Origin of the sequence: Streptomyces sp. NPDC051219, from assembly GCF_040682335.1 — a bacterium.
In the GTDB taxonomy this organism is placed as follows: domain Bacteria; phylum Actinomycetota; class Actinomycetes; order Streptomycetales; family Streptomycetaceae; genus Streptomyces.
In genome coordinates this window covers 28,863-53,851 of sequence record NZ_JBFBAS010000028.1, presented here as the reverse complement: position 1 = coordinate 53,851, position 24,989 = coordinate 28,863, and the positions used below count along the sequence as shown (strand labels likewise).

Below are 24,989 nucleotides of genomic sequence, written 5' to 3'. Positions count from 1 at the left end.
CAGCGCCGTCGGCCCCGTCCGCGGCTACAAGACCGTTCCGAACCTCTTTCGCCTGCTCAAGGGAACGCTTCACCAGCCTGGCTGCGCCCTCAACCCCACCGAGTTCGTCCGGGGCATCGCCCACGGCTCCCACGGCCTGGCCCACGTCACCGACCAGGGCATTCTCCGCCTTGAGCTGCCTGAGCGAATCGACGCGATGCCGCCCTTCCTGCCCCCGACGACGAAACGGGCCCCGACACCCCAGTCCGCAAGCGCGACACCACCACCGTGCGGCCCTACCTGCCACCGGCCATCACCAGTGCCGCGAAGATCGCCCGCTTCCTGCAGATGCACGGCTTCGACCCGGACACCGTCGACCGCTTCCGCGTCAAGCCCCACGGGCAACGGCCCATAGCCTGGAGCAGGTTCTGCTACGGGCCCGCCCACCCTTCCTACGCCGCGCTGTACCAGCGACTACGTACGGGGAAGACAAGTCCCCACCCGATCGCCCTACAGGGCACCGTCCAACGCATCACGCGGGACAAGAACGGCCTCCCCTACGCCACACTCGCGGTCAACGTTCCCGCCGACGACGAACGCTTCCACATCCTGCTGCGCTCGAACTTCGACACCCTCATCCGCCCGCTCGCTGTCGGCACTCACGTTTTGGCCGTCGGCGACTGGAGCATCTTCGACGGCGGCTTCACCCCTCAGCTGAGACTGTTCGCCGAACACCACTGGCAAATCGCCTACTGGACCACCGATGACGGCACCGGCCAACTCACCGAACCGTCCAGCCCACCCCCCACCACCGCGCGCCAGCGAGTCATCGTCCAGACCGAAGCCCGCAAGCGACGCATCGAAAAGCAGCGCCCCGCAGCACCGGCCTCGCCGACCACGCCGTCTGTCCTGCCCGAACCGCCGGCCCCCGCCGAGTCCACCTCAGCGCCCGCTGCCGCGAACCCGCATGAGGAACCGGCCGTCGAAACTCGAGCCGCCCGCGTCGACCCCCCGGCCCAACCCTCACCAGCAGCCGAGCCGATGCCCGAGGCCCCGCCGCAGCCCACAGCGCCAGCACTACCGCCGATGCCGCCTGCTCCGCCGATCCCCCAGCAGCCGGCTGCCCCGCCCGGCCGTGGGCGAGGCTTGCGGCGCTGGTTCGGTCGACGAAGGTGAGGAGCGGAGAACCGCCCCCGGCGCCGGCTGCGCGAGCTGTCCCGTCAGGGCATCTGCGGCGGAACCTGACGGTGCGGGCGATGGCGAGCATGTGGGACGAGGCGGCGAGGAGGTCGGGGAGGCAGTTCACGAAGGGTCGCGGGCGTTGTTCCCGGGCTCAGCCTCATCGCCTTCAGCGGCTGATGGTGCTGCTGGGACGAGCCGGTCTGTGTCGGAAAGCTCGAGCGCTCGGTGAATGCCGTCGATGGGCGGCGAGTCGTTGTCCGTGACGATGATTTGCAGACGGTCGATGTGTTCGGTGGCTGTCTCCAACAAGGTGGCGTACATCTTGCGGAGCCGTTCCAGGTCGACGCCCTCGTGACCGACGTTGCTGCTGATGCCGTCAATGATCAGAAGGTTGGGCAGGGGGATGGCGTCGTCGTCGAGCGCCACCTTCTGGTGGGCGAGGACGTGGGCCACATTGACGAGGACTTCGACCCCCTGGGACTGAAGGTCGCCGAAGGAGCGTCCGTCGACCACGGGCAGGTAGGTCTCGCGGTTGACGCGGGAGCCGGGCTGGTTGTCGAAGCGGGGTGCGTCGAAGCTGCGGAGGGTGGCTTCGAAGGCGGCGTCGAGCGTGTCCAGGCGCTCGTGCACGGCCGCGTTGCTGTGCCGGGAGGCGGCGATACGGTCGTTGAGATCTTCCTGCTCCCGCTCCAGCTCGGCGATGCGTTCGTTCTGTCCTTGAAGTCGCTCGTGCAGGGCCAGGGCGTCGTCCAGGCGGGCGAGGTGTTCCTCCAGCCGGGCTTGCTGGGCGGCCACCGCACGGATGCGTTCGGTCTCGTCAGTGAGGTAGGTGGCCGTGGCACGGTCGAGTTGCTCGCCGAGCTCGGTGCGGCGGCGCGCCTGGGCGGAGCGGGCTGCCTGGAGTTCGTCGAGGCGTCTCGTGCTGCGCTTGATGAGTTCTTCTGTCTCGGTGACCTGTTCGATGACGCGGTCTTGCTCGGCGGCGAGTGTGGAAGGCGCTGGCGTCTGGGGCGGGGTCTGGAGGCACAGCCTGCAGCTGTTCGCGTCGCCCCGGTCGGGTACGCCGGCGCCACAGCGCGGGCAGGTATGGAATTCGAAATCGTTCAGCAGTCGCTCGGCGACCAGAGCTCGGGTGAGGCGGCGGCTTTGCGCGATGAGTTGGTCGCGCAGTTCCTCCAGGCGGGATCGAGAGACGGCCTCGGCCGCGGCGGCGTCGGAGATGCGGCCGAGTTCGGCTTCCGTCTCGCTGATCTGCGTGCGCAGCGAGACGGTGGCGGTGTCGGTGAGCTCCTGGGTCAGGTTCAGATCGGTCTGCCGGGCCTGGGCGAGCTCTTGCTCGGCCTGCTGCCGCTGGACTTCGAGGTGGGCACGGGAGGCGAAGGTCGTGTTCTCGAGGATGCGGTCCAGGGTGGCCGCATCCGCGGTCAGGGCGTTGAGCTCGGTCGTGACTTTGCGCAGGTGTTCGCGTAGTCCGGCTGCCTCGGGATCGTAGAGGCCGTAGAGGATGTCGAAGACGTACTTGCGCTTGATGTTCTTGTGGTTGTTGTCCGGAGTGCCGAAGACGGAGTTGTCGATCTCTTTCTGCTTCAGGACGCAGTACATGAGGTAGTCGCTGATGGTCACGGGGACCAGGGGGCTCGCGTCATCCGTGGGGGCACGGGGGACGCGGATGGCGGGCAGGTCCAGCATGTCGAGCCACCAGTTGCGGAACGTCTGGTCGTAGCCGGCCTGCAGCTCGCTTGCGGGGAGTCGCCAGAGTTCTTGTTGGCCGCCGATTTCGGCGATGTCGACCTTGGAGGTCGAGGTGGTGACCAGCTGGCGCACGATGCGGAAGCGGCGTTGGCCGATGAGCACGGTGCCGGAGATCGTCCGTCCCCTCAGCTCGGGGACGACCTTCACGTCGGCACCCAGCAGGGCCCGCAGGCAGCTGACGGTGGCGGTCTTGCCGCCGCTCATCGCGCCGACGATGGCGTTCATGCCGGGTTCGAAACGTACGGTGCGGCTGGTGCCGACCAGGGTCAGTTCTTCGATCCGAAGTCTCACAGGTGGGTCCCCCAGTCCGCCTCGACGATGTCGGGGAACGTCTCGTAGATGAGGTCCTTCAGGGTGGTGCCGCTCAGGTCGAGGTGCCGGCGCAGGAGCCGCGCGCGGTCGCGGACGGGGCGCCAGCTTTCGGTGTCCGCCAGGGCGACGGCGATGTCGTGGCCAGCGGCGGTGGTGCGGTAGGTGGCGACGGCGTCCTCGTGCTTGGGCTCGATCAGGCCCTTGCCTGTGAGGGCACCGAGCAGCGCATAGTAGGTCGGGTCCCAGGGCCCGTACCGGTAGCGGATCATGCTCTGTTCGATGGCGCCGGTCAGCCAGGGGTCTTCGCCGACGTCCGTATTGGGCCGCCGGACGGCCATGAGCTTTCTGAGGTGCTGGGGATAGCGCAGCAGGAAGTCGAGCTTGGCTAGCTTCATGCGGCCCTCGATGCCTTTGCTCCGCTTGGTCTCGGAGAAGACGTCGATCAGGAGCAGCAGGCGTGCCTGGGCGTCGGCAGAGGGTGGCTGGCCGTCGGCCGGCGGCGCTGCGGCCGGGGGTGCGACCGTGTCAGGAGGCGTCACGGACGTCCCCCCAGTTGAATCGGCATTCGTCCGACACGGCGCATGCCCGTCCCATGAGCAGGACGCCGTCCTGGGCGTAGAGGGGGTGACGGTCGTACGCGCCTGGGTTGTCCTGGAGTGCTGCCTGCAGGCCGTCGAAGATGGCGTCGGCTGGCTGGGGGTGCTCTTTGTGGGAGCGCCCGACGCGGCGGGCCAGCAGCAGCAGCCGCTGGTCCAGGTCCGTCTGGACGGCCAGGTTGTCGGGCCAGGTTCCCAGGGCCTGTTCCTTCAGCCGGTGGTGGTCTGCCTGAGCCCGGAGCATCTTCGCGTCCTCGATCACGTCCTTGGAGGCGGCCCCCTGGCGGAGTTTGCGTACGAGCGCGGTCTCGGGCCCATGGAGAGCCTCGGAGACGTCCTCGAGCAGCACGTGGTCGGGACGGGTCAGCCGTTGGCGTACGTCGGCGATGACAGTCATGGTGATCCGTTTTCCCAGCACGGCTGGCGGAGAGGTATCGACGGCCAGCAACTCGGTCCATCGGGCCGGAGGGCGGCCTTGTGTGGCTTCGCGGGTGCGGCGCAGCAACTCCGTGTACAGCGCGTCGACCGTGCCTATGGGAATCTCTGGACCCGCCAGATCAGCCAGGACGCGCGTGTTGCGCGCTTCGACGTCTTCGCGCCGGGCCAGGGTACGGACACGGACGAGCCCGAGGAAGCCGTCCAACGCATCGTCCTGGGGTACGCCGAGGTGCGCGGCGACTCGCTTGCGGCAATTCGCGTTCGCTGCGCCCTCTCCCCTCGACAGCGCGGTGACCGGGGCGTCGGCAGGATCGAGATGGCCTTCGATGCCAGCGGTCAACTGGTAGATGAGCACCAGTCCGCTGCCCTGTACGGCGGTGTGAGTGCGCCACAGGCTCTTCAACGGCCCTTTGGAGATCACGTCTTTCAGGGACCAGGGCTCGACTGAATCGCGGGTCTTGATCTGCTGGAAGTCCCAGAACAGGCCACCGCCGACACATCGGGGATCACCGCTGCGCGCTACGACAATGTCTTCGATGTGCTCGCAGGTGACGTGCTGGACCGTCCCGCTCGCCAGCATCTCCAAGACCGCCTGCACAGCGATGTGGACCTGGTACTCGTACCGGCGAAACGTGGGCGAGCCCGTATCGTCCGGTGCTTCGATCTCGATCGGATCGGCCATTCGCCCCCCAGCTAGTTACCCTCCGGGCACGTAGCGTAAGGCGGTTTCGATCTTTCGTCGACGGCGTGGGTCAAGGGAGTTTGGGAACGGACCGAGGTCACTCCGGTGTCCAGACGGTCAGTGCGCCGCGGGGGTGCGCTTACGGCTAGAGGCCGAGGCGAAGCCATGCGAGGTGGAGAGTGAGCCTGTCGCGACGTATACGAGGCGGCGACGTCTCAGGCCGCGATCGTGGTGGGCTGGGTGTTGGCAAGGTCGCGAGCGCGGGTGCGGAGTTCGTCGACGGCGGCGGTCTTGTAGGGGCGGGCGGCGCCGAGCAGGGTGTTGAGGCGGGAGGCGACGAGCGTGGAGTCGACCCTCGTCGCCTCGGTGAGGGCTTGCTGGGCGGCGGTGGTGGCCTGTTCGACCTCGGCTTCGTCGAAGAGGGCGGCGGCGAGTCCGATGCGGTCCATGGTCCGGACGCGGTCGAAGCCGGGCGCCCGTAGCCGCAGTGCGTCCCGGAAGTGGGTGCTGGCTCGCCTGCTGGTGCTGGGGTTGAAGGCTGTGAGGTCGCGGGCGGAGACGGCGCGGGCGCCGGCGTGTTCGGCGGCGTCGAAGTAGGCCACCCATTCGGGAACGTCGTTGCCGAGCCCGGCGGCCACGAGTTCGTCGGCGCGGCCGAGGTGGGCATCGGCCTGCTGTTCCTGTCCGAGGGCGGCGTGCACCCGGCCGGTCTGTGAAGCCACCAGGGCTTTGAGCGCGGGCCGGTCGGCTTTGGCGGCGGCCACTTCGAGCAGGCCGAGGGCGTCGTCGGGGCGCCCGAGGTAGATCATCTGGTGGGACATGCGGGTGACGATCTCGACCCCGCGGTCACGCTGGCCGGCCTCACCGGCCGCGTAGATCCCGTAACTCCAGTACCGCTGGGCGGTGGCGTACCGGCCCGAGTCGTGACTGACCCACCCGGCCAGCGCCGCCAGGTCGGCGGTCGCGGCGAAGATCCTGGCGCGCAGGGAGGCGGGGACACCGTCCTGGATCCGGCGGGCGACTTCGGCGAGCTGGGCGACGATCGCAGAACGGTAGAGGCCGCCGCCCTTGGAGGCGTCCGCGCGGGAGAAGAACGTCGTCACCTCTTCCAGCGCGGTGACGGTGTCGGCATCGAAGCCTTGGTGTCCCGGGTTGAGCCGGCGGGCAACACCGCCGAGCATCCGTTCGGCGGCCAGGACCAGCGGGGCGCCGATGGCGAGCTTGAGGCTTTCGCGGCGGTCCAGGAAGAGGTCCATCTGTGTCCATCCGGCCAGGGTCTGGGCGGCTGCCTCGGTCAGCAGCGGTAGCTGGATCGTATCGAGCACCGCCCCGGCGGCCGTCAGTCCGAGGTCACCGGGTGTGAGCGTCTGGCCGACCGCTTCGGACAATGCGGCCGCGAGGAGTTCGGGGACCGGTGGGCGGGGCCGTTCGCCGTCGATCCAGCGGCGTACGCGGGTGGCGTCCGGGGCGATCTGACGGTGACCTCGGCGCATCGCTTCGGCGGCGACTCGGCGGGCGATCTCGCCGTGCGAGAGGCCCGTCGCGGCGATCCACAGCGCCAGATACGGGTTGGTGCTCGTGCTGCCCACCGTGGCCTCACCCTCCCTGAACTCCATTACGGAGCGTGGCATTTCCGCCACGGTTCGCGACACCCACGGTACTCGTCAGGCCATGTGCGGCGGGCGGATTCTCAGAGCCAGAGGCGGCCCAGGGCCCGGGGCCGCCTCATCCCTGACCGCCTCAATCGAAGGGCAGAGATCCGTGCTGAACTTCCGGAAGGTTCACGGAGCCGGGAACGACTTCGTTCTCCTCACCGGCACCGCCGCGGACCTGGAAAAGGACTGGTCGGACACGGCCAGAGACCTGTGCGCCCGGCGTACCGGCATCGGTGCAGACGGGTTGGTCATCAGCGCCCCGCTCGCCGACCCGGGCCTGCGTGGTGTCGCCTGCTTCAACGCCGACGGGTCGATCGCCACCATGTGCGGCAACGCCCTGCGGTGCGCCGCCTGGTGCGCGGCCGAGGACTCCGGCGCCTTGGTGAAGGAGATGAGTCTGGTCATGGCCGGCGTCACCCACCAGGCGCTGGTGGGTGACGACGGTGTGTGGGTGACGGCAGAAGTCGGCGCCGTCGACCCCCGGCGCGTCCAGGCCGTGCTGAATGGGCGCCCCATCTGGTTCGACTCCGCGCACACCGGCACCGAGCACGTCGTGGCGGTCGTGGCGGATGTGGACGACGTCGACGCCGTGGTGTGCGGCCGTCTGGTCCGCAACCACCCCGACCTCGCACCGCTGGGTACGAACGTCAACTTCGTCCAGGCCGCAGGCGCCCAAGAGCTGAAGATCCGCACCTACGAGCGGGGCGTGGAGGCCGAGACGCTGTCATGCGGCAGCGGAGCCGTCGCCGCCGTCGTGATCGCGACCATGCGCGGGCTCGTCGCGGACAAGCAGGTCACCGTCCACAACCGTTCCGGGACACCGCTGATGGTGCGCCCGTACTCCCAGCGCCGGGGCAAAGCCTTCTGGATCGGCGGCCCGGTCACACAGGCCTACCAAGGAGAACTCGTATGACCACTGTCATCGGCCCCCTCGACGCCGCCGCCATCCACCGCGAGGCCCAGGTGTTACGGACGTGGCAGCAGGACGGCCAGACCCTGAACGTGGCGCTGGTCTACGGCGGCCTGTCCGCCGAGGACCGGCTCTACATCACCGAAAGCCCCACCGAGCAGATGTCGGTCACCGCCCTGGCGGAGTCCCTCATCGAGATCGGCGCGACGTTCAAGATCCTCGACCCGTGCGACCCCGGATTCATCCGGGACCTCCTCACCTTCGACGTGGCCCTGTCGAACCTGCACGGCCCCTACGGGGAGGACGGCCGCCTCCAGGGGCTGCTGGACTACCTGCGCAAACCGTTCTGCGGCAGCGGGGTCGCCGCCTCCGCCATCGCCGCAGACAAGATTCTGTGCAAGCAGGCCATGGAGGGCCTGGGCGTACCCACACCCGCCTGGCAAGCGTGGAAGCCGGGTGAAGCGGCCGGCTGGGAGGGAGGGCCGGTGATGGTCAAACCGGCGCTCGGCGGCTCCAGCGTCGGGATGAGCCTGGTCCGCGACGAAGCCGCGCTCGCACCGGCTCTCGAACACGCCTGGGAAACAGACCCCTCCACGGTTCTGGTCGAGGAGTACGTCACCGGCCTGCCCGTCACCGTCGGCCTGCTCCAGCTGCCCGGCGGAGTCCTCGCGTTCCCGCCGCTGGCCACCGAAGTCCACGACGGGGAGTTCTACGACGCCGCCTCCAAGCTCGACGCCGACGCGAAGGGCACCGTGTCCGTCGCCCTGGCCGACCTCCCCGCCGAGGTACTGGACGCGCTGACCCGGCACGCCCGGACACTGTGGGACGGCCTGGGCTGTCGCAGCGCGGCCCGCATTGACTTCATGGTCACCACCGACGGGAAGGTGTACGCGCTGGAGGTGAACACAACGCCGGGCATGTCGAGGGAGTCGAACTTCGTCACCGGCGCCGCCCTGTGCTCGCTGAGCCACACCGATGTCGTGCGGGCCCTTCTCCACGAAGCCATGACCCGCCCCACATACGATGTACCCCTGCCCATTCCCGTACTGACTGCGACACCGAGCGTGCGGGAGACCGCTGCCTGACGCGACATCAGGAGTTCGCTGCTGTGTCCCACGCCCACGATGTGCCCATGGTCCGCCAGCTCGTCGATCCCGCGGAATGGGACCTCCACGGAGGGTGGGCGCTGGGGGATCGGATGGAGTGGTCCAACCGGGCGTGCGGCATGGCAGCGCTGCGGATGATCCTTCTCGCCTACGGCCGTGAAGCGCCGTCGGTCACCGAGCTGCTGAAGCTCGGCGTCAAGCACGAGGCCCTGACCGACCGGGGCTGGCTCCACGCCGGCATCGCCGACCTGGCCACCGGCTTCGAGGTCCCCGGCCGCGCGGAGCCCGTCACGGCCGGGGACCTACTCGTCCGACTCGTCGACGCTCCGCTGATCGTCTCGGTCACCGAGCAGTTCCCCGACGACGGCCGCAAGGGCGGTCACCTCGTCATCGCCCGCGGCTACAGGGACGGGCAGGACCCGGACATCCTCATCCGCGACCCCTCCGCCTGGGGACAGAGTCACGACCGGGTACCGCTCAGCCGCCTGGCCGCCTCCTACACCGGACGTGCTATCACCTTCGCTCTGCTCACCGCCGGAAGGACCGCCCAGTGATCACGCTGACGCTCGCCGAGGTCGCCGACGCCACCGGAGGCACCCTCCACGACGCTCCCGACCCGCAGCTGCGGATCACCGGCCGCAGCGCCAGCGACTCCCGCGAGGTCGGCCCCGGCGGCATGTTCGTCGCGGTCAACGGGGCTCGCGTGGACGGTCACGACTTCGTCGACCAGGCGGTGGCCACCGGCGCCTCCTGCGTGCTGGCCACCCGCCCGGTCGGCGTGCCCGCCGTCGTCGTCCCCGACGTCACCACGGCGCTGGGCAGCCTCGCCCAGCACGTCCTAACCCGCACCGGCGCGCAGATCATCGCGCTGACCGGCTCTGCCGGGAAGACCAGCACCAAGGACCTCCTCGCGCAGGTCCTCAGCCGGCACGGGGAGACCGTCGCCACACCCGGCTCGTTCAACACCGAGATCGGCCTGCCGCTGACCGTGATGCGCGCGGATGAGTCCACCCGTTATCTGGTCCTGGAGATGGGCGCCCGCCACCAGGGCGACATCGCGTATCTGGCGTCGCTGACTCCGCCGCAGATCGGCGTCGTCCTCAACGTCGGCTCCGCCCACGTCGGGGAGTTCGGCAGCCGGGAGGCGATCGCGACGGCCAAGGGCGAGCTGGTCGAGGCGCTGCCTGCGGCGGACCAGGGTGGTGTCGCGGTCCTCAACGCCGACGACGAGCTGGTGGCCGCGATGGCCCTCCGGACTTCGGCCGCTGTGGTGACGTACGGAACTGGCGAGAGCGCCGACATCCGCGCCACCGGCATCCAGGTGAGCGCGGGCCGCGCGTCCTTCACTTTGCACACCCCACACGGCACGGCCCCCGTTGCGCTACGGCTCCTCGGCGCTCACCAGGTCCACAACGCCCTCGCCGTCGCCGCGGCCGTCCACGCCGTAGGCATGGACACCGACCAGATCGCCGACGCGCTGTCCACCGCCGATCCGGTGTCGGCCGGGCGGCTCCAGGTCTTGGAGCGTCCGGACGGCGTGACGATCATCAACGACGCGTTCAACGCCAATTCCGAGTCCATGCGCGCTGGGCTCGAAGCCCTTACCTCCGTTGCCGGGGGCCGGCGGACGGTCGCCGTACTGGGCGAGATGAAGGAACTCGGCGACACCGCCGAGGCGGCCCACGCGGAGGTGGGCCGGCTCGTCGGAGACCTGGGCATCGACGTCCTGGTCACCGTCGGCACCACCGACGAGATGATCGTGCTAGCCGACGCCGCGCGCCCGTTCTCGCCCCTGCGCATCGAGTCAGCCGACGACCCGGATGCGCTGCTGCCACTCCTGAACCGCCTGCTCGCCCCCGGCGACGTCGTCCTGGTGAAGGCGTCCAAATCCGTTGGCCTTGAGAAGTTCGCGAACATCCTGCACGCCGAAGTACCGGCATAGGACGGCGAGGACAGGTGACCACGCCACGCAAGCTGACCCAGACCGAGTGGACCGCCTTCCACCTCGCCTACCTGCACGGCAACCCGCTACCTGCCCCCAGTGTGGCGCTTGCGGGATGCGGTCCTGAGACCAATGGACCGGACCCTGCGCTTCGCCTGCCGGCACTCCACACGTCGCCGATCGCGTCCCGTACGGCGGATCGCACGGACGCGACCGGCTGGCCGGGCTGGGCCTCCCAGCGGATGGCTTCGGGCATGAACTCTGGCGCTTTGATGGTGTCGACATCCTTGCCCCTTGGTCATGAGGTGAAGACGCCGCTGCAGAACGTGTCGTCACGTGCCAGGGCTCGATAGGTCACTCCTTCCCAGCCGTTGAGCCGGTGAGCGAGGCGCGTTGCTGCTTCGCCCGACAGATAGGCGCGGACCATGTCCTTCCCGCCAGCGTCCACCATCATGGTGAGCTGCTGGCGGATGTTGTTTACGGTGCGATTGGCCTGGACAGCGAAGAGTCTGGCCAGCCCGAACAGGTCGAAATGGTGCCGGGTCCGATTGATGAGGATCGGCTCCCACCCAGGCGGTGGGCTGACGAAGAAGTCGAGCCAGAGGGGACTGCTGTCTACGATCCTCGCATCGAGCCAGGGGTCGTGGTCGATTCGGTCCAGGTAGGGGTGCAGCGGTGTGGTCTCGGCGCCCGAGGGCAGGCCTTCGCCTTTGGCGTGATTGCAATCGGCACAGGCCGGTACCAGGTTCAGCGGATCAACACACAGCGCGGGGAACATCTTCTTGGGCAGGAAGTGGTCCAGGGTGCGCACCATGCCATGGCCGCACAGAGGGCATCTCTCGTCCGCGGGAGCGGCCATGATCTGGTCGTAGACGGCTCGGCCGTCCCGGGTTTTGACCATGCCACTCTCATAGGCCCATCGCACCGCATCGCTCGCTGAGATTCCCGGCACAGTGAACTCCGCACTGTTCAGCTCGTGCAGATTGCCGTGCCGCGCCGCCTGCCGGAAACGCTCGCCCGCGGCTTCGACACTGTCACTGGCAGCCTGCAGCAGACTGCGCCGCTGCAGATTCCTGGTGCCGCGCACACACGCGTCATAGCTGTCCCTGGCCGAAAGCGCCGGCGGGTCAAGGGGCCACATCAGCGGTACCTGGCCGCGGCCCGGTATGCCAGCAGGATCCGGACCAGTCCCTTCGCCTCCCCGCCGAGCTGCCCCCGGAAGCGGTCAAGGACCTGCTCGTAAGACCCCAGCTCGTCAACGGCTTTGGCGATCTCGGCATGGAATCCGGACTCCCTGACCTCCAGGCCGAAGATCTCGTGGGTGAGGACCCCGACGTTTTCTCCGTAGGTCTCAAGATCGGGCCGCTGCGGCGGGTGACGGTCCCAGCGGCTTACCTTCCACACGCACGAACGAGGAACCTCCTGCAAGACCACGGGGGAGTGGGTCCCGATCAACGCGACGCCGTTGCGGTCGGTCAGCAAGTCCGACAGGGCCCGCACAAAGGACGCCAGCAGCGGTGGATGCAGGTGGGCCTCGGGCTCGTCCAGGAGTACGAGGGACTGCTCGGCAACGGTCTCCACCAGTCGCGTGATGGTCAGCAGCACGATGGCGTGCCCCGAACTGAGGCCGGAGAAGATCTCCCGCGCCTTCTTCTCGTCCCGCTCATGAAAGGTCGTGCGGCGCTGCATGGACCGGGCGAAGGCATGGATGGGGGACTCGTAGAAGTGCGGGTCGCTGCTCAGCACGTCCAGCGCGGCTATCCAGCGGCCCACCCGCCCGGCGGCAGTAACCTCCTCGACGCTCTTGCTGAACTCCGCGCTCAGGTCGTCGTACGACTTGCGCTCCCTGGTAGGACGCCCGAAGACATCGACCTTGGCCAGGCCTACATACGTGTACGACACGGGCGTCTCGACCGGGTCAGCCGGCGGCGTCTGGTCGCCCGGAACGTCCTTGCCCCCATCCCAGCCCCTCACCTGCGGGTGTCGATCCTCGCCGTTGCCTCCTGCCTCTGCCTCAACGCTTTCCTGAGCGGGGTCGAAGGCGCTGAACGTGACGGACACGACGTTGGTGAACGATCCACTTCCGTCACCGGCCCAGACGATCTCACCGACGTCGCTGGCCTCCGCAGCTGGGTTCACCACCGCCTCGCCGATATTGCCCAGCAGGGTCGTTTTACCCACGCCGTTGCGGCCGATCAGCACGTGGATGTTGGTCGGGGGCCAAGAGTGCGGTGTGACCGAGAAAAACAGCCGCCCTACGTGCGTTGTGGTGTCCTGGAGTGCGGTGCCTGTCGGTGCGACATAGTCGAAGTGATACGCCGTCAGCCTGGTCCCGCCCCGGGCGATACGCCGAAACTGAACCTCGACGGTCTGTGGCTCGACGCTGCGCAGCTGGGAGTGCGCGGGCATGGCCAGGCAGGTCGGTGCCCGCCCTGCACCTGTACGTCGTCGTACGCCGCAGGGTGGCCCACCTCGCAGACGAGCACCTGGTGCATGTCAGCCACGACGAGATCACGAGGCCCGTGGGCCCGCAGAGAGGTCCTGCTTAGCTGCGTAGGTCACAAGCAGGAGCGGTTGTCGACGCATTCTGAGAACGACAATGGGGCGACGGTCATGAAGATGTTGGGGCGGCCGCACCGACCAGCGCTCCCAACACGGCAGCGCCGAGATCGGACGACCGCTTTGATCCACGGCCGAACCGTTCGGGCAGATCACGCCACTGCACTCCGGCCCGCACCAGGTGCAGAATTCCGTTGATTACCTGCGGCCCCGCCACCGGCCACAACGACCGTTGCTGACCGGCAGGCACGGCCGCAGCCGTTCCCACTGCACCCGTCAGATCACTCCGCCCGCCCCATTCCAGGTGCCAACGACACCCGGCCCGCATTGTCCGAGTTCCGGCCGCGTGGAGTCGGCAACCGATCCACCTCGTAGGGCTAATCCGGCCGCAAAACGGCGATGCGAGAGGCCCCGCCTCTGAGTGGGCGTTAAGTCCGGTCTTCCTCGGTTCGTGATCGCTCGATCGTGGTACTGATCGCTGTCCGGGCCGTCTGGTGGGCATGTCCATGTTGAGATGAGGGCGTGAAGAGAGAGCCGTACCTCAGCGACTTATCAGACGAGCAGTGGGCGTTGATCGAGCCGATGATCACGGCCTGGAAGCAGGACCGGGTGGCGCGGTCGGCGACCGGAGATCCAGGGTCCTGCGACCTCCGGGAGGTCGTAAACGCGATCTTCTATCAGAACCGGACGGGCTGTCAGTGGCGTTTCCTGCCGCATGACTTCCCGGCCTGGTCGGCGGTGTTCTACTACTTCGGCCTGTGGCGCCAGGACGGGCTGGACCAGCGGATCCAGGAACTCCTGCGCTGCCAGGTGCGGGAGAAGGCGCGCCGATTAGAGGACCCGTCCCTCGTGATCATCGACACCCAGTCCATCCGCGCCGCGGCGGGTGTTCCCAGGACCACGACGGGGCTGGACGCGAACAAGAAGGTGTCGGGGCGCAAGCGGGGACTGGCCGTCGACGTGCTGGGGTTGATCATCGGCGTCGTCGTCCTGGCCGCCTCCGCACACGACAACGCCGCCGGCACCGCACTGCTCGACCAGGCCGCCGAACGGTGCGGGATGCGCCTGGAGAAAGCGCTGGTGGACCAAGGCTTCAAAGACGAAGTCATCATCCACGGCGCCCTGCTGGACATCGACGTCGAAGTCGTCCGCCGCAACCCCGCTGACCAGGGCAAAGGATTCGTCCCACAGCCGAAGCGGTGGGTGGTCGAGCAGACGAACGGCACGCTGATGCTGCACCGGCGCCTGGCCCGCGAATACGACCACCGGCTCGACACCTCCGCCTCACGCGTCTACTGGGCCTCCACCGCCAACATGGCCCGCCGCCTCACCACACCCGCCCCGGCCTGGCGCGACACCCTCGGGCTGGCGGCATGAACGTCCCCGAGCTCCTGGCCGGCCTTCAAACCCAGCAGGAAGAGGCCACCGCGCGGGCCGCGGAACTACGCGGCCAGATCGAGCACCTCACCGCCGCCCTGGCCGAGAACGAGGCGCGACTCACGGATCTGGACACCACCCGAAAGATCATCATGGAGATCGCACCAGCGGAAACAGAGCCCGGCCCACCCGAGGCGAACACCACCTATCAGGACATCGTGAACGCGTTCAACCAGCACCCCGACCAGGTGTTCCGAGCTCGCGAGCTGCACGAACTCCTCGGCATGCCCACCGACGAGGCGTCCGTCAACATCACCCGCAGCCGCCTCGGCCGCCTCACCCGCCAAGGCTTCCTCACCCAACCCGGACGAGGCCACTACCAGAAACGGACTTAACGCCCTCTGACAGCATCCAGGCCAGGCGCTTGTTCACCGGTCGAAGGCAGGGCATGAGGCACAAGCTCAACGAACGGCAGCTGGCAGTGCTGCGGTGGGTCGGTAAGGGCTGTCCGGACGGAATCTGGGACTCCAATACCCACAAGACCAGCTGCCAGGCCTTGCAGAACCGCGGGCTGGTTAAGGTGTCCAGACGCGGCGGTCAGTGGAACGCGGTGCTGACAGACACCGGGCGCCACTACCTGGCCCACGGCACCTACCCAGACCAGAATGCGCCGGCGAGAAAACTGCCCATGCCCCGGTTGCCTCGCGTCCCCGCGCCGACGAGTTCGGGACCGGCCACGACTTCGCCGCCATGTGGGCCGTCGCAGCCGCGCAAGACCTTCACCCACCAGCTCCTGGAGGAACTGGAAGCAGCCGGCGGCAGGATCGTGAAGTCCGGACCAGACACAGACGCCTGGTACAGACGTGCCTCCTTGGCGAGCAGGTCCGAACGGATCCCGAAGACAAAGGAGCTGCATTGGTACCGGTGCCGGGAAGGCGTCGAGATCAAGCTCGTGGACATTCCAGCCTGGCGTCTGGCCGTGCTGGAACAGGTGGTCGTGTCGGCACGGTTGACCCGTCCGCACCCTGTCGTCCAGGCCATACAGAAGGTGCGCCACCCGCTCGGCCTGACCAAGCCCGTCCAGCAACGCACACTCCGCCTTCTCCACGCCCTCCTTACAACCGTGGAAGCGGATGGCCACACCTGCAGACCCGGCGTGGTGGACGCCGCACCACTTCCTTACCGCCGGCTCAGCGCTCGGCCGCACTTCACGATCACTGCCCAGGGGCAGACGGTGGAGTTCCGTGTCCTTCAGGAGAAGGACAGAAGCGAGCACATCCCGACGGACAAGGAGCGCGCCGAAGCGAAGAAGTACTCATGGGCGCGGATTCCGCGTTTCGACTACACGCCCTCGGAGCGGCTGCGCCTCGTCCTCAGCGGTGGCCAGCCACACCGCGCGTCCGAGTGGGCCGATAGCTCCGGACGCAGCTTGGAAGACCAGCTCGCCGAGATTGTGCAGGAGATCGGACTGCGCGGACAGGCCGCCGAGCGCAAACGCCAGGCCGACCTTGAAGCAGCTCGGCAACAGCGTCTGCGCTGGGAAGCTGCGATGGCAGAGGCCCGCGACCGGTACGCCGAGGCATACCGCGTTAAGCAGCTGGAATCACAGCATGCCGATTGGCGCCACGCAACCCGGCTGGGCGACTATCTGGAGGCCGCCCGAGCACACGTGGCGTCCCTCCCACCCGGCTCCACAAGGACCCAGGCTGAGGAGTGGGTGGAGTGGGCCATGCGGCATGTGGCACGAGGCAACCCTCTGGCTCGAGGGCTCCGACTCCCGGATATCCCGGAACAACGGGCTGAAGATCTCAAGCCCTTCCTCGGCGGTTTGAGCCCCTACGGCCCCCGCTACTGACCCGGACCGGCGCAGCACCCGACCGGGTTTGCTACCGCGTCGCCGTCGACGACGCGCCAGCTTCAGTGAAGGACGATCCAGGGCGGTCGGCCGAGGGGCACAGCCCGACGCCGGGCCGCTTGCCCGCCGGCTTCGTCGGGCAGGATACGGAAATTGAATGACGAAACATGGAAGGACTGAAGGGTGGGAAGAAAGCGGCGACGCTTCATGATCTGGGAATGGCTGGCCGTGCTCTTCGCGAATGACGGTCAGTGCTTCTGGTGCAGCAACCCGTCCCAGACAATGGATCACGTCATACCGTTCTCGGATGGTGGCCTGGACGACCTTCCGAACTTGTTGCCGATCTGCCACAAGTGCAATCGGGCCAAGAGTGACAAGAACCCCGTCGTCTGGCTTGTGTCCATGGACCTCTGCATCCGTTGGGACGGGAAAGGGACCCCGCGGGACGGTGCCATGTACAAGGACAGCAGCCTGCGGGACCTGTACCTGTCGGCGCATACCGATGTCCTGGATGTTCTTGACCAGATCGATGAGGTTCTTGCCGAGATCACCGACGAGAAGCGCATTGCCTGGTTCAACGACAGGTACAAGTCATATGGCTATCCGTCTGCCTCGTATGGCGTGCCAAGGGCACGGGCGGCGGCAGAGAAGCGGGTGAAGAAAGGCAAGGAGAAGGGGTATCCGGATCTGAACGTCGAAGTGAAGGAACTCCTTGCCAGTCGCGGAATAGACACCTCAACATTCGATCTGTAGCACAAACTACTGAGCTTGAACTCGTGATGTCGTCTCTTGTGGTCAGGGGTTGATCGTCAGGCGGCGAGGCAGCCGTCTATGAGGCTGCCTTGGGCGCGCTGCCGCAGCGGTCACAGGACGTGCGGGGCGCCGCATCGACGTCGCCAGTGGCTCCCCGCCTGCGACGCCGCAGGACCGGCGGCGGGCGTCAGGCGCCCGCTGGCCCGCCGTGCTCCGGGCTGGCGGTCCTGGTACGTGCGAGGGCGTCGTCGAGTGCATCGAGCCAGGCGGCCATGTAGGCCTCTGCGGTGGGGTGCTGGCTTCCGGGACCGGTGAGCAGCCCGTGCTCGGCGTGCTGAAGCAGGAGGGCCTCGACGAGATCGGCGAGCTGGGCGCCGGCGGGGGTAAGGCAGGTGGCGAGGGCGTGGGGCACACCGGTGGGGTTGAGCATCTGGGGCATCATCAGCTGGAGGAGCGGCGCCAGGCCGGTGGCGGTGAACGCGGCCCGGAGGGCTGCGAGGGCGGGGGTGTTCGGCATGAGCAGCCCGTGGAAGAACAGCAGCCCTGCGATGCCGGCGAGCTGCTGCGCCCGCTGGCGGGCGCGGGCCATGTCCTGTTCGCCGGCGGTGGCCAGGAGGGCGAGCGGATCGTACGCGCCAGCGATGGCCCATGTGCCGAGCGTGCCGTCGGTCTCGGCCTGTTCGGCGGCCGCGGCGAGCGCCTCGGTGCTCAGGTCGGGCATCAGCACGCGGAGGGTTTCGACGAGCACCTGGCTGCCGATCTCGTCCGCCCCCATCGCGCTGGCCGCCATGAGGTGCGTGCCCGCACGCCGCCGCGCCGCGTCCAGGCCGCGCACCATCGGTACCAGGTCGGCGCCGTCTTGCAGCTGCCGGCGTACCTGGTCCGGGTCCGGCATTCCGGCCGGCCCGTGCGCGAGCGCCCGCTCGGCGTCCGCATAGAACGCGTCCTGTTGCCGCTCGCCGCCCGTACGGGCCTGCGTCATAAGCCGCTGCATCCTGGAACGTTCCATGGCCCACAGCAGGGCCTCCCGTACGGCCGGCCACGGCGGCTCCGGCACTGCTTGGCCACCGGGGAACGGCTGGCGCCCGGCTTGCGCGTACCAGCCGATCACCGCCCATCGCAGATCGCGCCCCTGACGCGCGTGCCGCGCGAGTGCGGACGCGACGTCCACCACCGGCTCCCGCAGCACTGACACTGAGCCCCGCCCGCGCCCCAGCCACCGCCGCTCGTGCGCTGGAAGCAACCCGGCTGCCCGCCACCGCTCCAACTGTGCCGCCGACACCGTCAGCCCTAGCGCCGACAGGCGTGCGACCAACTCCCGATCCGCCCCACTGGGCTCACCTCTGACCACAACCCGGGACCTTAGAACCCCGCGAAGCATCCGGAAAGCACGCAATGGCTGCATGGCTGACTGAGCTCGGATGCCAGACGCACACCGCCGCCCTTGCGGGCCTGGGGCGCTCGGCTTCCATCGTCCTTCCGTCCGCCCGTGAGGGGACGGACTTCTCTCAACCGACTGGAGGCCCGTCATGCCCATCGACCCGTTGTTCTTGCTGCCGCTCCTCGTGGTCTGCTTCGGCATCCTGTGCGCGGCGGCTGTCTGTGTCGTCGCGTTGATCCGGGCCCATCGCACTGACACGGTTGCTGTGGTCAAGGCTCTGCCGGAGCTGACCGCGACGCTCCTTCGGCTGCGTCGGCGGCCTCGGCGATGAACCAGCTGGACGGGGATCCTGCGCTGCGTGGCGGTGGTCCGGCCTACCAGGAATGACAGTTGCCCCTTGCTCTTGTTGGTCGGCGGTGGCAGTCGGCCAACACCGAGAACACACCTCTGCGAGAGATGGAGTCACCCATGACCCGCACGCCCGACGCCCTGCTCATCACCCCCGAGGCGGACATCGTCCCGGTCAGCCTGCCCGCTGACTCCGACGCGCGGCTGACCTCATGCGTTCCGTGATCCGCTGCGAGCGGGTGGACGTGGTGGGGCTCACCAGCCGGCTTGCCAGCGCGCCCCGGAGCTTCGACGACGTCACCGGATCGTCCTCGACAGCATCCAGTGGGGCTTCCCAGGAGGGCCGGGCGACAGTCCCCGCCCCGCGCCCTGCGCCTCGTTTGGGAATGACCCGACCCCGGCAAGGTGGTTGCTGTCTTGCGCGCTCTCTGAGGACCGCGAAGAGTGGTCCGCCCGGTCGACGTGCGAAGGACTCCCGGGCGGACTCCGCTCCCCACGCTGCCCTGTCGCGGGCCGGGATACCGTGAACACGGCCGCAGTCTGGGCCGAACGAGGCAGCCCGCGATCGCTGCCGCGCGATACGCCGTTCCGGCCCGGAACACCTCGCCCGATGCCAGACTCGGCACCATCTCGCCGAGGCGAAGAAGGGCCTGTTCGTGATCGAAGACGACAAGCGCGTTGAGCAGTACGCGATGGACGCCGCCCAGGCACACACCGAGCTGGCCCGGCGGCTGGTCGACGTGCCGCTGGAGTACCCGCTGGAGGCGTACCGGATCCTCAGCGGCCTGACACGCAGCGCGCACGAACTGCCCCAGCTGCTCGAGCTCCTGGAGGGCGGCATCGACCGGCTGCGCGCCGGCGACCGCCTGGAAACAGACTTCAGGGGCGCATCGCTGGCGGAGAAGCTGCAGGACTTCCGCGCCGGCCTCGCCAAAGCCAGCGAAGCCGTCCAGGCCGTCGAGCAGGGCCTGGACAAGGCGTACCGCGCGATCGGCCACGTCTCGTACAAGGAAGCTGCCGAGCCCCAGCCCTAGACCTCTGCTGCGCCGCCTCATTCACGGTCGAATTTCTATAACCGCCGCAGGTCAGACGGCGGCGCAGCCCGTCCCGTCAGCCCATGGCGCCGTCCCTCGCGGGCCGTGTGCACGGTCTGCCGCAGCTCCCGCGGCCGGCTCCCGTCCATCGGTACCATCCGGCACATCGCCCCCGCGGCCGCAGCGCATCGCGGGCACGGCCGCTGGAGAGCCTCCCGGTTGCGCTCCATGTCGTACGACGTCAGGTTCGCGTACCGCGCTGCGTGGGCACCTCGCAACCGCCGCGCCCGCGCAAGTGGCAGGCACAGCTCGCCGACCGGCGCTCCGCACTGCCAGCACGGCCGTACCTAGACCACATAGCTCTCACCACTGACCGGCCCTTCGCCGGGCCCCAGTCGGCCGACGACGTACAGCTGCCAGTCCGGCGGATCGGGACCGTCCCAGTCGTTCATGTGCTCAGCATGAAGTCCGGGCCGCGGGCGCCGAGACAATCCGCCGGCCGCTGAGGTGGCCGCTTCGCGGATGCCCGGAGCCTACCCGCCCCTCGGTCAATGCTCGCCCGTCCTGTCACCGCCGCGAGTGACGCATGTGCGCAGCACTTTCGTTGACGGGGGCGGGGCGCCGCGCGGCGGACCACGGCGGCCGGGGCTGGCCCGCTTCGCGGCCCTCGCCCCTTGCTGCGTGCCGGGCGCTCCGCTGCGCTGCGGCCCGGACCGAGCGCTGCGCGCTCTCACGCACCGCGGAGGCCGGTCAGCCGGTCGCTGAGGGCGCTGCGCGCCCCGCTCCCTTGCTCCGCACTGCCCGCCTCCTTGCCCTCGGCGCTACGCGCCACGGGGCACCGCCGACGCCCGCCGCGCAGTGCCCCGCCCCCGTCACCCATATGCCAGGCGACCAGCGGAGATTGACCCCAGAAACCGCCGCGAAACACCCCCCTTTAGTGACTCGTGAATGGTATAGTTGTCTTGTTGGTCGGCGGTGGCAGTCGGCCAACGAACCGAAGGCACACCCCAACCCGAGGGAGAGCTATGTCCCACCCCGAGACTCAGGTCACCGCCGAGAAGACTGCCGCGAAGAACGAAAAGAAGCCCGTCAAGCCGACCGCGCACTTCGCCGGAATGCACGCGCAGATCACCGAGGCGCTGAGCATCGCCGAATTCGGTGTACCGACTCAGGCTCAGCCGCTCGCACAGCGCGGCGTGCTTATCCAGACGAGCCGCAACCGGCTCACCCTCAGCACCTTCGATTTCTGGACCGCTGTGTCGGTCACGGTGCCCGTGGGCACGCCCGTCGCGAAGGGATATTCGCTGCTCGATTTCGTGGAGCTGAAGAAGGCGCTCGCCGCGATGGTGGCGGGCGAGCCCAAGACGGTCGCTGCCCGCACGCCGGTCTCGCTCGCGGGGGACCTGCTGGCCACCGAGCACATCACCGTGCCGATCACCGCGCTCGACATCCACGAGTTCACGCACCCGCCGGAGGCCGTGCCCGCCATGGCCACCATGGACGCAAGGGTGCTCCTCGCCCAGCTGAACCGCGTGCTGCCCACCGCGGGCCGCGACGAGACCCTGCCGACTCTCACCGGTGTCCAGATGATCCTGGAGGGCGAGACGCTCGCGATGGCGGCCACCGACCGCTACCGCTTCGCGGTCGCCGAAGTCCCCGCCACCGCCACGGTGCAGCCGCTTCAGAAGCCGCTGACCACCCTCATCCCCGCCGGCATCCTCGCCCCTCTGGCCAAGCGCCTGAAGTCGTACGAGGGGCCCGTGGGCATTGGCATCATCGAGAACGGTGAGGGCGTCGTCGCCCGGGCCACCCTGTCGATGGGCGACACCACCATCACGATGCGCCCGTTGGAGGGCAGCCTGCCCAAGCACGGCAGCCTGTTCCCGACCGTGTGCGACACATCCGTCCGGGTGGAGCGCGCCACGGTCGTACGGGCTGCGAAGAAGTGCCAGGCCCTCGTCAAGGCCAAGGGCGAGAACGGCATGCCCGTCAGCTTCGGGTGGGACGCTGACGGCACCCTCACCCTCGCCCCGCGCATCGGGACCGCTGACGACCAGGCCCGCACCAAGGGCATGACCATCCCGTCCACGATCACCCACGGAAGCGCCGACACCCTGCAGGGCAACCTGCTTGCCCTCAACCCCGCCTTCCTCCTGGACGCGCTCGGCACGTTCACCAGCGACACCATCACGCTGCACATCCGCGAGATGAAGGACGGACTCACCACCAAGCCGGTGCTCCTCACCGAAGGGCCCGACATGGTCGGCCAGGACTACCGGCACCTACTGATGCCCATCCGGCTCGACCAGGCCAAGTAGCCACCCCAGCGGGGCGGGACAACGGTCCCGCCCCGCCCTGCGGCGGGGAGTGGCACCCCGCCGCCCCGGAGACACCACACGAACAGGAGGCACCCATGCAGACCCCGCTGCTCGACTGGAGGGGCACACCGATCGCCCCCGAATCCCGAGTGCTCTTCCCGCGGAAGTGGGGACGCAGCGCCCACTCCACAGAGATGGCTGAGGGAACCGTCAAGGGCTTCACCCCGGCAGGACGGGTGAACGTGGAGATCCTGCGCCACTCCCGCCCTCGCTCGGGAGGAGGCACGGCCAGCGCCTGTTACGGAGTTCCAGCGCACAGCGTGACGGTCGTCCCCGCTGAAGAAGGGCAGCGGCCGGGGGCCGTCGACCGCAGTGAAGGATCGCCTGCCGCGGAGATGAACGAGTACGCGTTCGAGCTCGAGCTGAGCGCTGTGGTGCGGGTCAAGGCCCCGTCCTACAGGTGCGCACGTGAGGTGGCCGAAGCCGTCCAGAGCTACGACGTCCAGGCAGTGCTCGGAGAGTCCGCGGAACTGACTGAGGTGTCCGTCTCCCTGGAGGACGGAGATGCCATCACTCTGATCGAAAGGAACGGTGAGCCGGTTTGATCACCATCACCCTCGCCGTTGCTGCTGTCGGTGCGGCCGTCTGCCTGTTGGTCGGTCGACTCAACAGGCAGCCCAAGCCGTTCGCGGCCGGGACAGGCAGGCGTGGGCCGATCGCCGCCGTGCGTGGAGTTCCCAGTCGCGTGCGGCAGGCCAGGCGTGCGCGGGTGTTTATAAGGACTTGTTTGGGGACCAGTGTTCGGAGTTCTTTTGGCCCCACTGGCGGGCTGCTGGGGGCGTGCGGGAGGGTGCTTCGCGCCCCCGTGGCAAGTTGTTTTGGCCCCACTTCGATCGGGTGGTTTCGCTAGCCGGGGGTGGGGGGCCGGGCGGTAGTTTTGAGGCCTCGGACAGGCTTCGAAATCGCGCCCCCGACAGGTGCGGGAGTCTGCCGACCCGACTCGACTCAGGTCGCAGGCCTCCCAGTGCCCGTGGCGTCTGGACGAGAACGGGCGATGGCCCGGCCGGCACTGGGACCCTGCGGTCGGGCCCGATATGGCTGCGGCCGGCACCCCGAAGGGGTGCCGGCCGCAGTGGTCATGAGGGTCAGGTCAGCGTCGCCGCTGCTTCTTCTGGGTCTGGGCGAACCGGTAGGAGTCCGTGCCGGTCTCGACGATGTGGGCGTTGAAGGTGACGCGGTCCACGATCGCCGTGCAGAGCCGAGGGTCGGTGAATGTCTGCTTCCACTCATCTGGGGCTGGCACATGTTCCTTTTCGAGGATCGCTGCTGCCACCGGCCCGTATCCATCTCCTGCGGTCCTCGTTGGTCTTCACGGTGGCGCTCGGATTCTCCAGGTGCTGCCTTGATCGGTCAGGTGCGAGGAAGGTGTGCCGGTGACATCCCAGTTGCGGATGATCGAGGGCGGTGCCGTCCTGCCGGAGCCGGTGACCGCCGATCCCTGGGAGTTCCAGGCCGAGTGTGTCGAGGCGTTCGTTGCCTCGTGGCGGGCCCGCGGGTTCAGCCCGGTGACGGTCGAGAACGACATTGGCCTGCTGGAACGGACGCTGAACGCGCTGGGCCGACCCGCGTGGGACGTCACTCCGGAGGACATCGATCGCGTCGTCGGCGACTTGGCCCTCGCGGGGCGGGCGGCTTCGACCCGGCGCGAGTATGTGCAGATCTTCAAGGGCTTCCACCGGTTCCTGCAGGTCCGTAAGGCTGTTGAGATCGAGGCCGGGTTCGGTGTCCGTCTGGTATGCCCGGTGGACGAGTTCAACGCCTCACGGCATGTCGGGGACGATTCCCCGGCTCAACTGCCGCCGCCGACCCCGGAACGGGTGGCGGAGTTCTTCGACTTCCTCAAGACCCGGATCGCCACCGCCCGCAAGTACGGGCCCGCGGCCCGGGACTATGCAATGTTCCGGACTCTGTATCACGCCGGCCTGCGTTCGGAAGAGGCGTCCCTGCTGGACCGTCCCGACGTCCACTTCTCGCGGGGCCCGTTCGGGAAACTCCACGTGCGTTTTGGCAAAGGCGCCCGCACTTCCGGCCCCAGGCCGCGCTGGGTGCCCATGCTGGACGGCCTCGACCTCGTCCTGCACTGGTTCCTCGACGACGTGCGGGGCAAGTTCCCCGACTCGCCGGTGCTGTTCGCGGACGAGTCCGGCGGCAGCCTGCACCGCGGGACGATCCGCAACCGCCTGCGCTATCTGATGGAACTCGAAGGACGCCCGGCCGCCGACCGTTTCAGCCCGCATGCCCTGCGGCGGGCCTGCGCGACCCACAACTACGAACGCGGCGTGGACCTCGTGGCGATCCAGCAACTCCTCGGTCACTGGACGGTCAGCTCGACCATGCGATACGTCCGGCCGTCCGCGACGTTCATCGAGGACGCCTATCGCCGCGCGGTGACCACCACACTGAGCGAACTCACCGCCGAGGAGGGCAGCCCCGCATGAAGATCCGATGGCGCCTGCGGATGGCCGCCGCCCAGCGTGAGGTCTGGACCGGCACCCAGCTGCAGCGGCTCCTGGCCGAACGTGCCGACCTGCAGATGTCCTCCGCGTCGGTGTCCGCACTGTTCACCAAGGAGCCCTCCCAGGTGAAAATGTCCACCCTGATCGCGTTGTGCACCGCGCTGGAATGCACTCCCAACGACCTGTTCGAGGTCGACACCACCCCCGTCGAGCGTCCGGCCGCCCCACCGCGGCCAGTCGCTGACCTGCCCAAGGCAGCCTCAGCCCACGGCCGTTCAATGCCGCCGCTCTGAC

General features: G+C 68.5%; 22 protein-coding genes and 2 pseudogenes. 15 read left to right on the top strand and 9 right to left on the bottom strand.

Going from position 1 to position 24,989, the window contains the following annotated elements; translation table 11 throughout:
• Nucleotides 1–267 precede the first annotated feature (267 nt).
• Nucleotides 268–1,155 carry a hypothetical protein gene (locus AB0M62_RS26455; RefSeq protein WP_366076792.1) on the top strand — a complete coding sequence of 296 codons (888 nt, stop codon included), beginning with the start codon at nucleotides 268–270 and terminating at the stop codon, nucleotides 1,153–1,155.
• A gap of 126 nt (nucleotides 1,156–1,281) precedes the next feature.
• Here AB0M62_RS26455 and AB0M62_RS26450 read toward each other — a convergent pair whose 3' ends face one another.
• From AB0M62_RS26450 to AB0M62_RS26435, 4 genes are all read right to left on the bottom strand, one after another.
• Nucleotides 1,282–3,204 (bottom strand): hypothetical protein, encoded by a 1,923-nt coding sequence (locus AB0M62_RS26450; protein ID WP_366076791.1) that lies wholly within the window; start codon nucleotides 3,202–3,204, stop codon nucleotides 1,282–1,284.
• Nucleotides 3,201–3,764: a hypothetical protein gene (locus tag AB0M62_RS26445; RefSeq protein ID WP_366076790.1), complete on the bottom strand. Its 564-nt coding sequence runs from the start codon at nucleotides 3,762–3,764 to the stop codon at nucleotides 3,201–3,203. Before AB0M62_RS26445 ends, AB0M62_RS26450 begins: the two co-directional genes overlap by 4 nt.
• Complete coding sequence (locus AB0M62_RS26440) at nucleotides 3,751–4,941, bottom strand: dsDNA nuclease domain-containing protein (RefSeq protein WP_366076789.1); 1,191 nt, start codon at nucleotides 4,939–4,941, stop codon at nucleotides 3,751–3,753. Before AB0M62_RS26440 ends, AB0M62_RS26445 begins: the two co-directional genes overlap by 14 nt.
• A gap of 215 nt (nucleotides 4,942–5,156) precedes the next feature.
• Nucleotides 5,157–6,572: a Tat pathway signal protein gene (locus AB0M62_RS26435; RefSeq protein WP_366076788.1), complete on the bottom strand. Its 1,416-nt coding sequence runs from the start codon at nucleotides 6,570–6,572 to the stop codon at nucleotides 5,157–5,159.
• 130 nt (nucleotides 6,573–6,702) lie between these two features.
• Between AB0M62_RS26435 and dapF the strand changes: the two genes are divergently transcribed.
• From dapF to murF, 4 genes are read left to right on the top strand one after another with little or no spacing between them, the layout of a single operon-like run.
• Nucleotides 6,703–7,509, top strand: coding sequence for a diaminopimelate epimerase (gene dapF, locus AB0M62_RS26430; protein WP_366076787.1), 807 nt, complete (start codon nucleotides 6,703–6,705; stop codon nucleotides 7,507–7,509).
• Nucleotides 7,506–8,591: an ATP-grasp domain-containing protein gene (locus AB0M62_RS26425; RefSeq protein WP_366076786.1), complete on the top strand. Its 1,086-nt coding sequence runs from the start codon at nucleotides 7,506–7,508 to the stop codon at nucleotides 8,589–8,591. The genes dapF and AB0M62_RS26425 overlap by 4 nt, the downstream gene beginning before the upstream one ends.
• Before the next feature lie 23 nt (nucleotides 8,592–8,614).
• The gene (locus AB0M62_RS26420; RefSeq protein ID WP_366076785.1) at nucleotides 8,615–9,166 is read left to right on the top strand and encodes a cysteine peptidase family C39 domain-containing protein; all 552 of its coding nucleotides are present in this window, start codon (nucleotides 8,615–8,617) and stop codon (nucleotides 9,164–9,166) included.
• Nucleotides 9,163–10,554, top strand: coding sequence for a UDP-N-acetylmuramoyl-tripeptide--D-alanyl-D-alanine ligase (murF, locus tag AB0M62_RS26415; protein ID WP_366076784.1), 1,392 nt, complete (start codon nucleotides 9,163–9,165; stop codon nucleotides 10,552–10,554). The genes AB0M62_RS26420 and murF overlap by 4 nt, the downstream gene beginning before the upstream one ends.
• A gap of 298 nt (nucleotides 10,555–10,852) precedes the next feature.
• On the opposite strand, the gene AB0M62_RS26410 is transcribed toward murF, so the two are convergent.
• The 3 genes and pseudogenes from AB0M62_RS26410 to AB0M62_RS26400 all read right to left on the bottom strand — a co-directional run.
• Nucleotides 10,853–11,641: an HNH endonuclease signature motif containing protein gene (locus AB0M62_RS26410; RefSeq protein WP_366076783.1), complete on the bottom strand. Its 789-nt coding sequence runs from the start codon at nucleotides 11,639–11,641 to the stop codon at nucleotides 10,853–10,855.
• Between the two features lie 53 nt (nucleotides 11,642–11,694).
• The gene (locus AB0M62_RS26405; RefSeq protein WP_366076782.1) at nucleotides 11,695–12,963 is read right to left on the bottom strand and encodes an ATP-binding protein; all 1,269 of its coding nucleotides are present in this window, start codon (nucleotides 12,961–12,963) and stop codon (nucleotides 11,695–11,697) included.
• A 283-nt stretch (nucleotides 12,964–13,246) separates the two neighbouring features.
• Nucleotides 13,247–13,344 (bottom strand): annotated as a pseudogene (locus AB0M62_RS26400) (transposase); the annotation flags it as partial.
• Between the two features lie 291 nt (nucleotides 13,345–13,635).
• Between AB0M62_RS26400 and AB0M62_RS26395 the strand changes: the two are divergent.
• From AB0M62_RS26395 to AB0M62_RS26380, 4 genes are all read left to right on the top strand, one after another.
• On the top strand, nucleotides 13,636–14,490 hold the full coding sequence (locus tag AB0M62_RS26395; RefSeq protein WP_366076781.1) for an IS5 family transposase: 855 nt from the start codon (nucleotides 13,636–13,638) through the stop codon (nucleotides 14,488–14,490).
• Nucleotides 14,487–14,885 carry a hypothetical protein gene (locus AB0M62_RS26390; RefSeq protein ID WP_366076780.1) on the top strand — a complete coding sequence of 133 codons (399 nt, stop codon included), beginning with the start codon at nucleotides 14,487–14,489 and terminating at the stop codon, nucleotides 14,883–14,885. The genes AB0M62_RS26395 and AB0M62_RS26390 overlap by 4 nt, the downstream gene beginning before the upstream one ends.
• Nucleotides 14,886–14,938: 53 nt before the next feature.
• Complete coding sequence (locus AB0M62_RS26385) at nucleotides 14,939–16,345, top strand: hypothetical protein (protein ID WP_366076779.1); 1,407 nt, start codon at nucleotides 14,939–14,941, stop codon at nucleotides 16,343–16,345.
• Nucleotides 16,346–16,528: 183 nt separating this feature from the next.
• Nucleotides 16,529–17,098 (top strand): HNH endonuclease signature motif containing protein, encoded by a 570-nt coding sequence (locus AB0M62_RS26380; protein ID WP_366076778.1) that lies wholly within the window; start codon nucleotides 16,529–16,531, stop codon nucleotides 17,096–17,098.
• A gap of 187 nt (nucleotides 17,099–17,285) precedes the next feature.
• Here AB0M62_RS26380 and AB0M62_RS26375 read toward each other — a convergent pair whose 3' ends face one another.
• The gene (locus AB0M62_RS26375) at nucleotides 17,286–18,269 is read right to left on the bottom strand and encodes a hypothetical protein (RefSeq protein WP_366076777.1); all 984 of its coding nucleotides are present in this window, start codon (nucleotides 18,267–18,269) and stop codon (nucleotides 17,286–17,288) included.
• Nucleotides 18,270–18,627: 358 nt separating this feature from the next.
• On the opposite strand from AB0M62_RS26375, the gene AB0M62_RS26370 reads away from it, so the two are divergent.
• The 4 genes from AB0M62_RS26370 to AB0M62_RS26355 all read left to right on the top strand — a co-directional run bounded on the left by AB0M62_RS26370 (nucleotide 18,628) and on the right by AB0M62_RS26355 (nucleotide 22,784).
• Nucleotides 18,628–18,810 (top strand): hypothetical protein, encoded by a 183-nt coding sequence (locus AB0M62_RS26370; protein ID WP_366076776.1) that lies wholly within the window; start codon nucleotides 18,628–18,630, stop codon nucleotides 18,808–18,810.
• Between the two features lie 673 nt (nucleotides 18,811–19,483).
• Nucleotides 19,484–19,861: a hypothetical protein gene (locus AB0M62_RS26365; RefSeq protein WP_366076775.1), complete on the top strand. Its 378-nt coding sequence runs from the start codon at nucleotides 19,484–19,486 to the stop codon at nucleotides 19,859–19,861.
• A 1,025-nt stretch (nucleotides 19,862–20,886) separates the two neighbouring features.
• Entirely contained in the window at nucleotides 20,887–22,179 is a 1,293-nt protein-coding gene (locus AB0M62_RS26360; RefSeq protein WP_366076774.1) for a DNA polymerase III subunit beta, read from the top strand.
• 95 nt (nucleotides 22,180–22,274) lie between these two features.
• Nucleotides 22,275–22,784, top strand: coding sequence for a hypothetical protein (locus AB0M62_RS26355; protein WP_366076773.1), 510 nt, complete (start codon nucleotides 22,275–22,277; stop codon nucleotides 22,782–22,784).
• A 545-nt stretch (nucleotides 22,785–23,329) separates the two neighbouring features.
• Here the strand turns inward: AB0M62_RS26355 and AB0M62_RS26350 are convergent.
• A pseudogene (locus AB0M62_RS26350) lies at nucleotides 23,330–23,464 on the bottom strand (ATP-binding protein); the annotation flags it as partial.
• A gap of 148 nt (nucleotides 23,465–23,612) precedes the next feature.
• Here AB0M62_RS26350 and AB0M62_RS26345 point away from each other — a divergent pair.
• Complete coding sequence (locus AB0M62_RS26345; protein ID WP_366076772.1) at nucleotides 23,613–24,677, top strand: tyrosine-type recombinase/integrase; 1,065 nt, start codon at nucleotides 23,613–23,615, stop codon at nucleotides 24,675–24,677.
• Nucleotides 24,674–24,988, top strand: a complete 315-nt coding sequence (locus AB0M62_RS26340; RefSeq protein WP_366076771.1) for a helix-turn-helix transcriptional regulator — start codon at nucleotides 24,674–24,676, stop codon at nucleotides 24,986–24,988. Before AB0M62_RS26345 ends, AB0M62_RS26340 begins: the two co-directional genes overlap by 4 nt.
• Nucleotide 24,989: the final 1 nt, after the last annotated feature.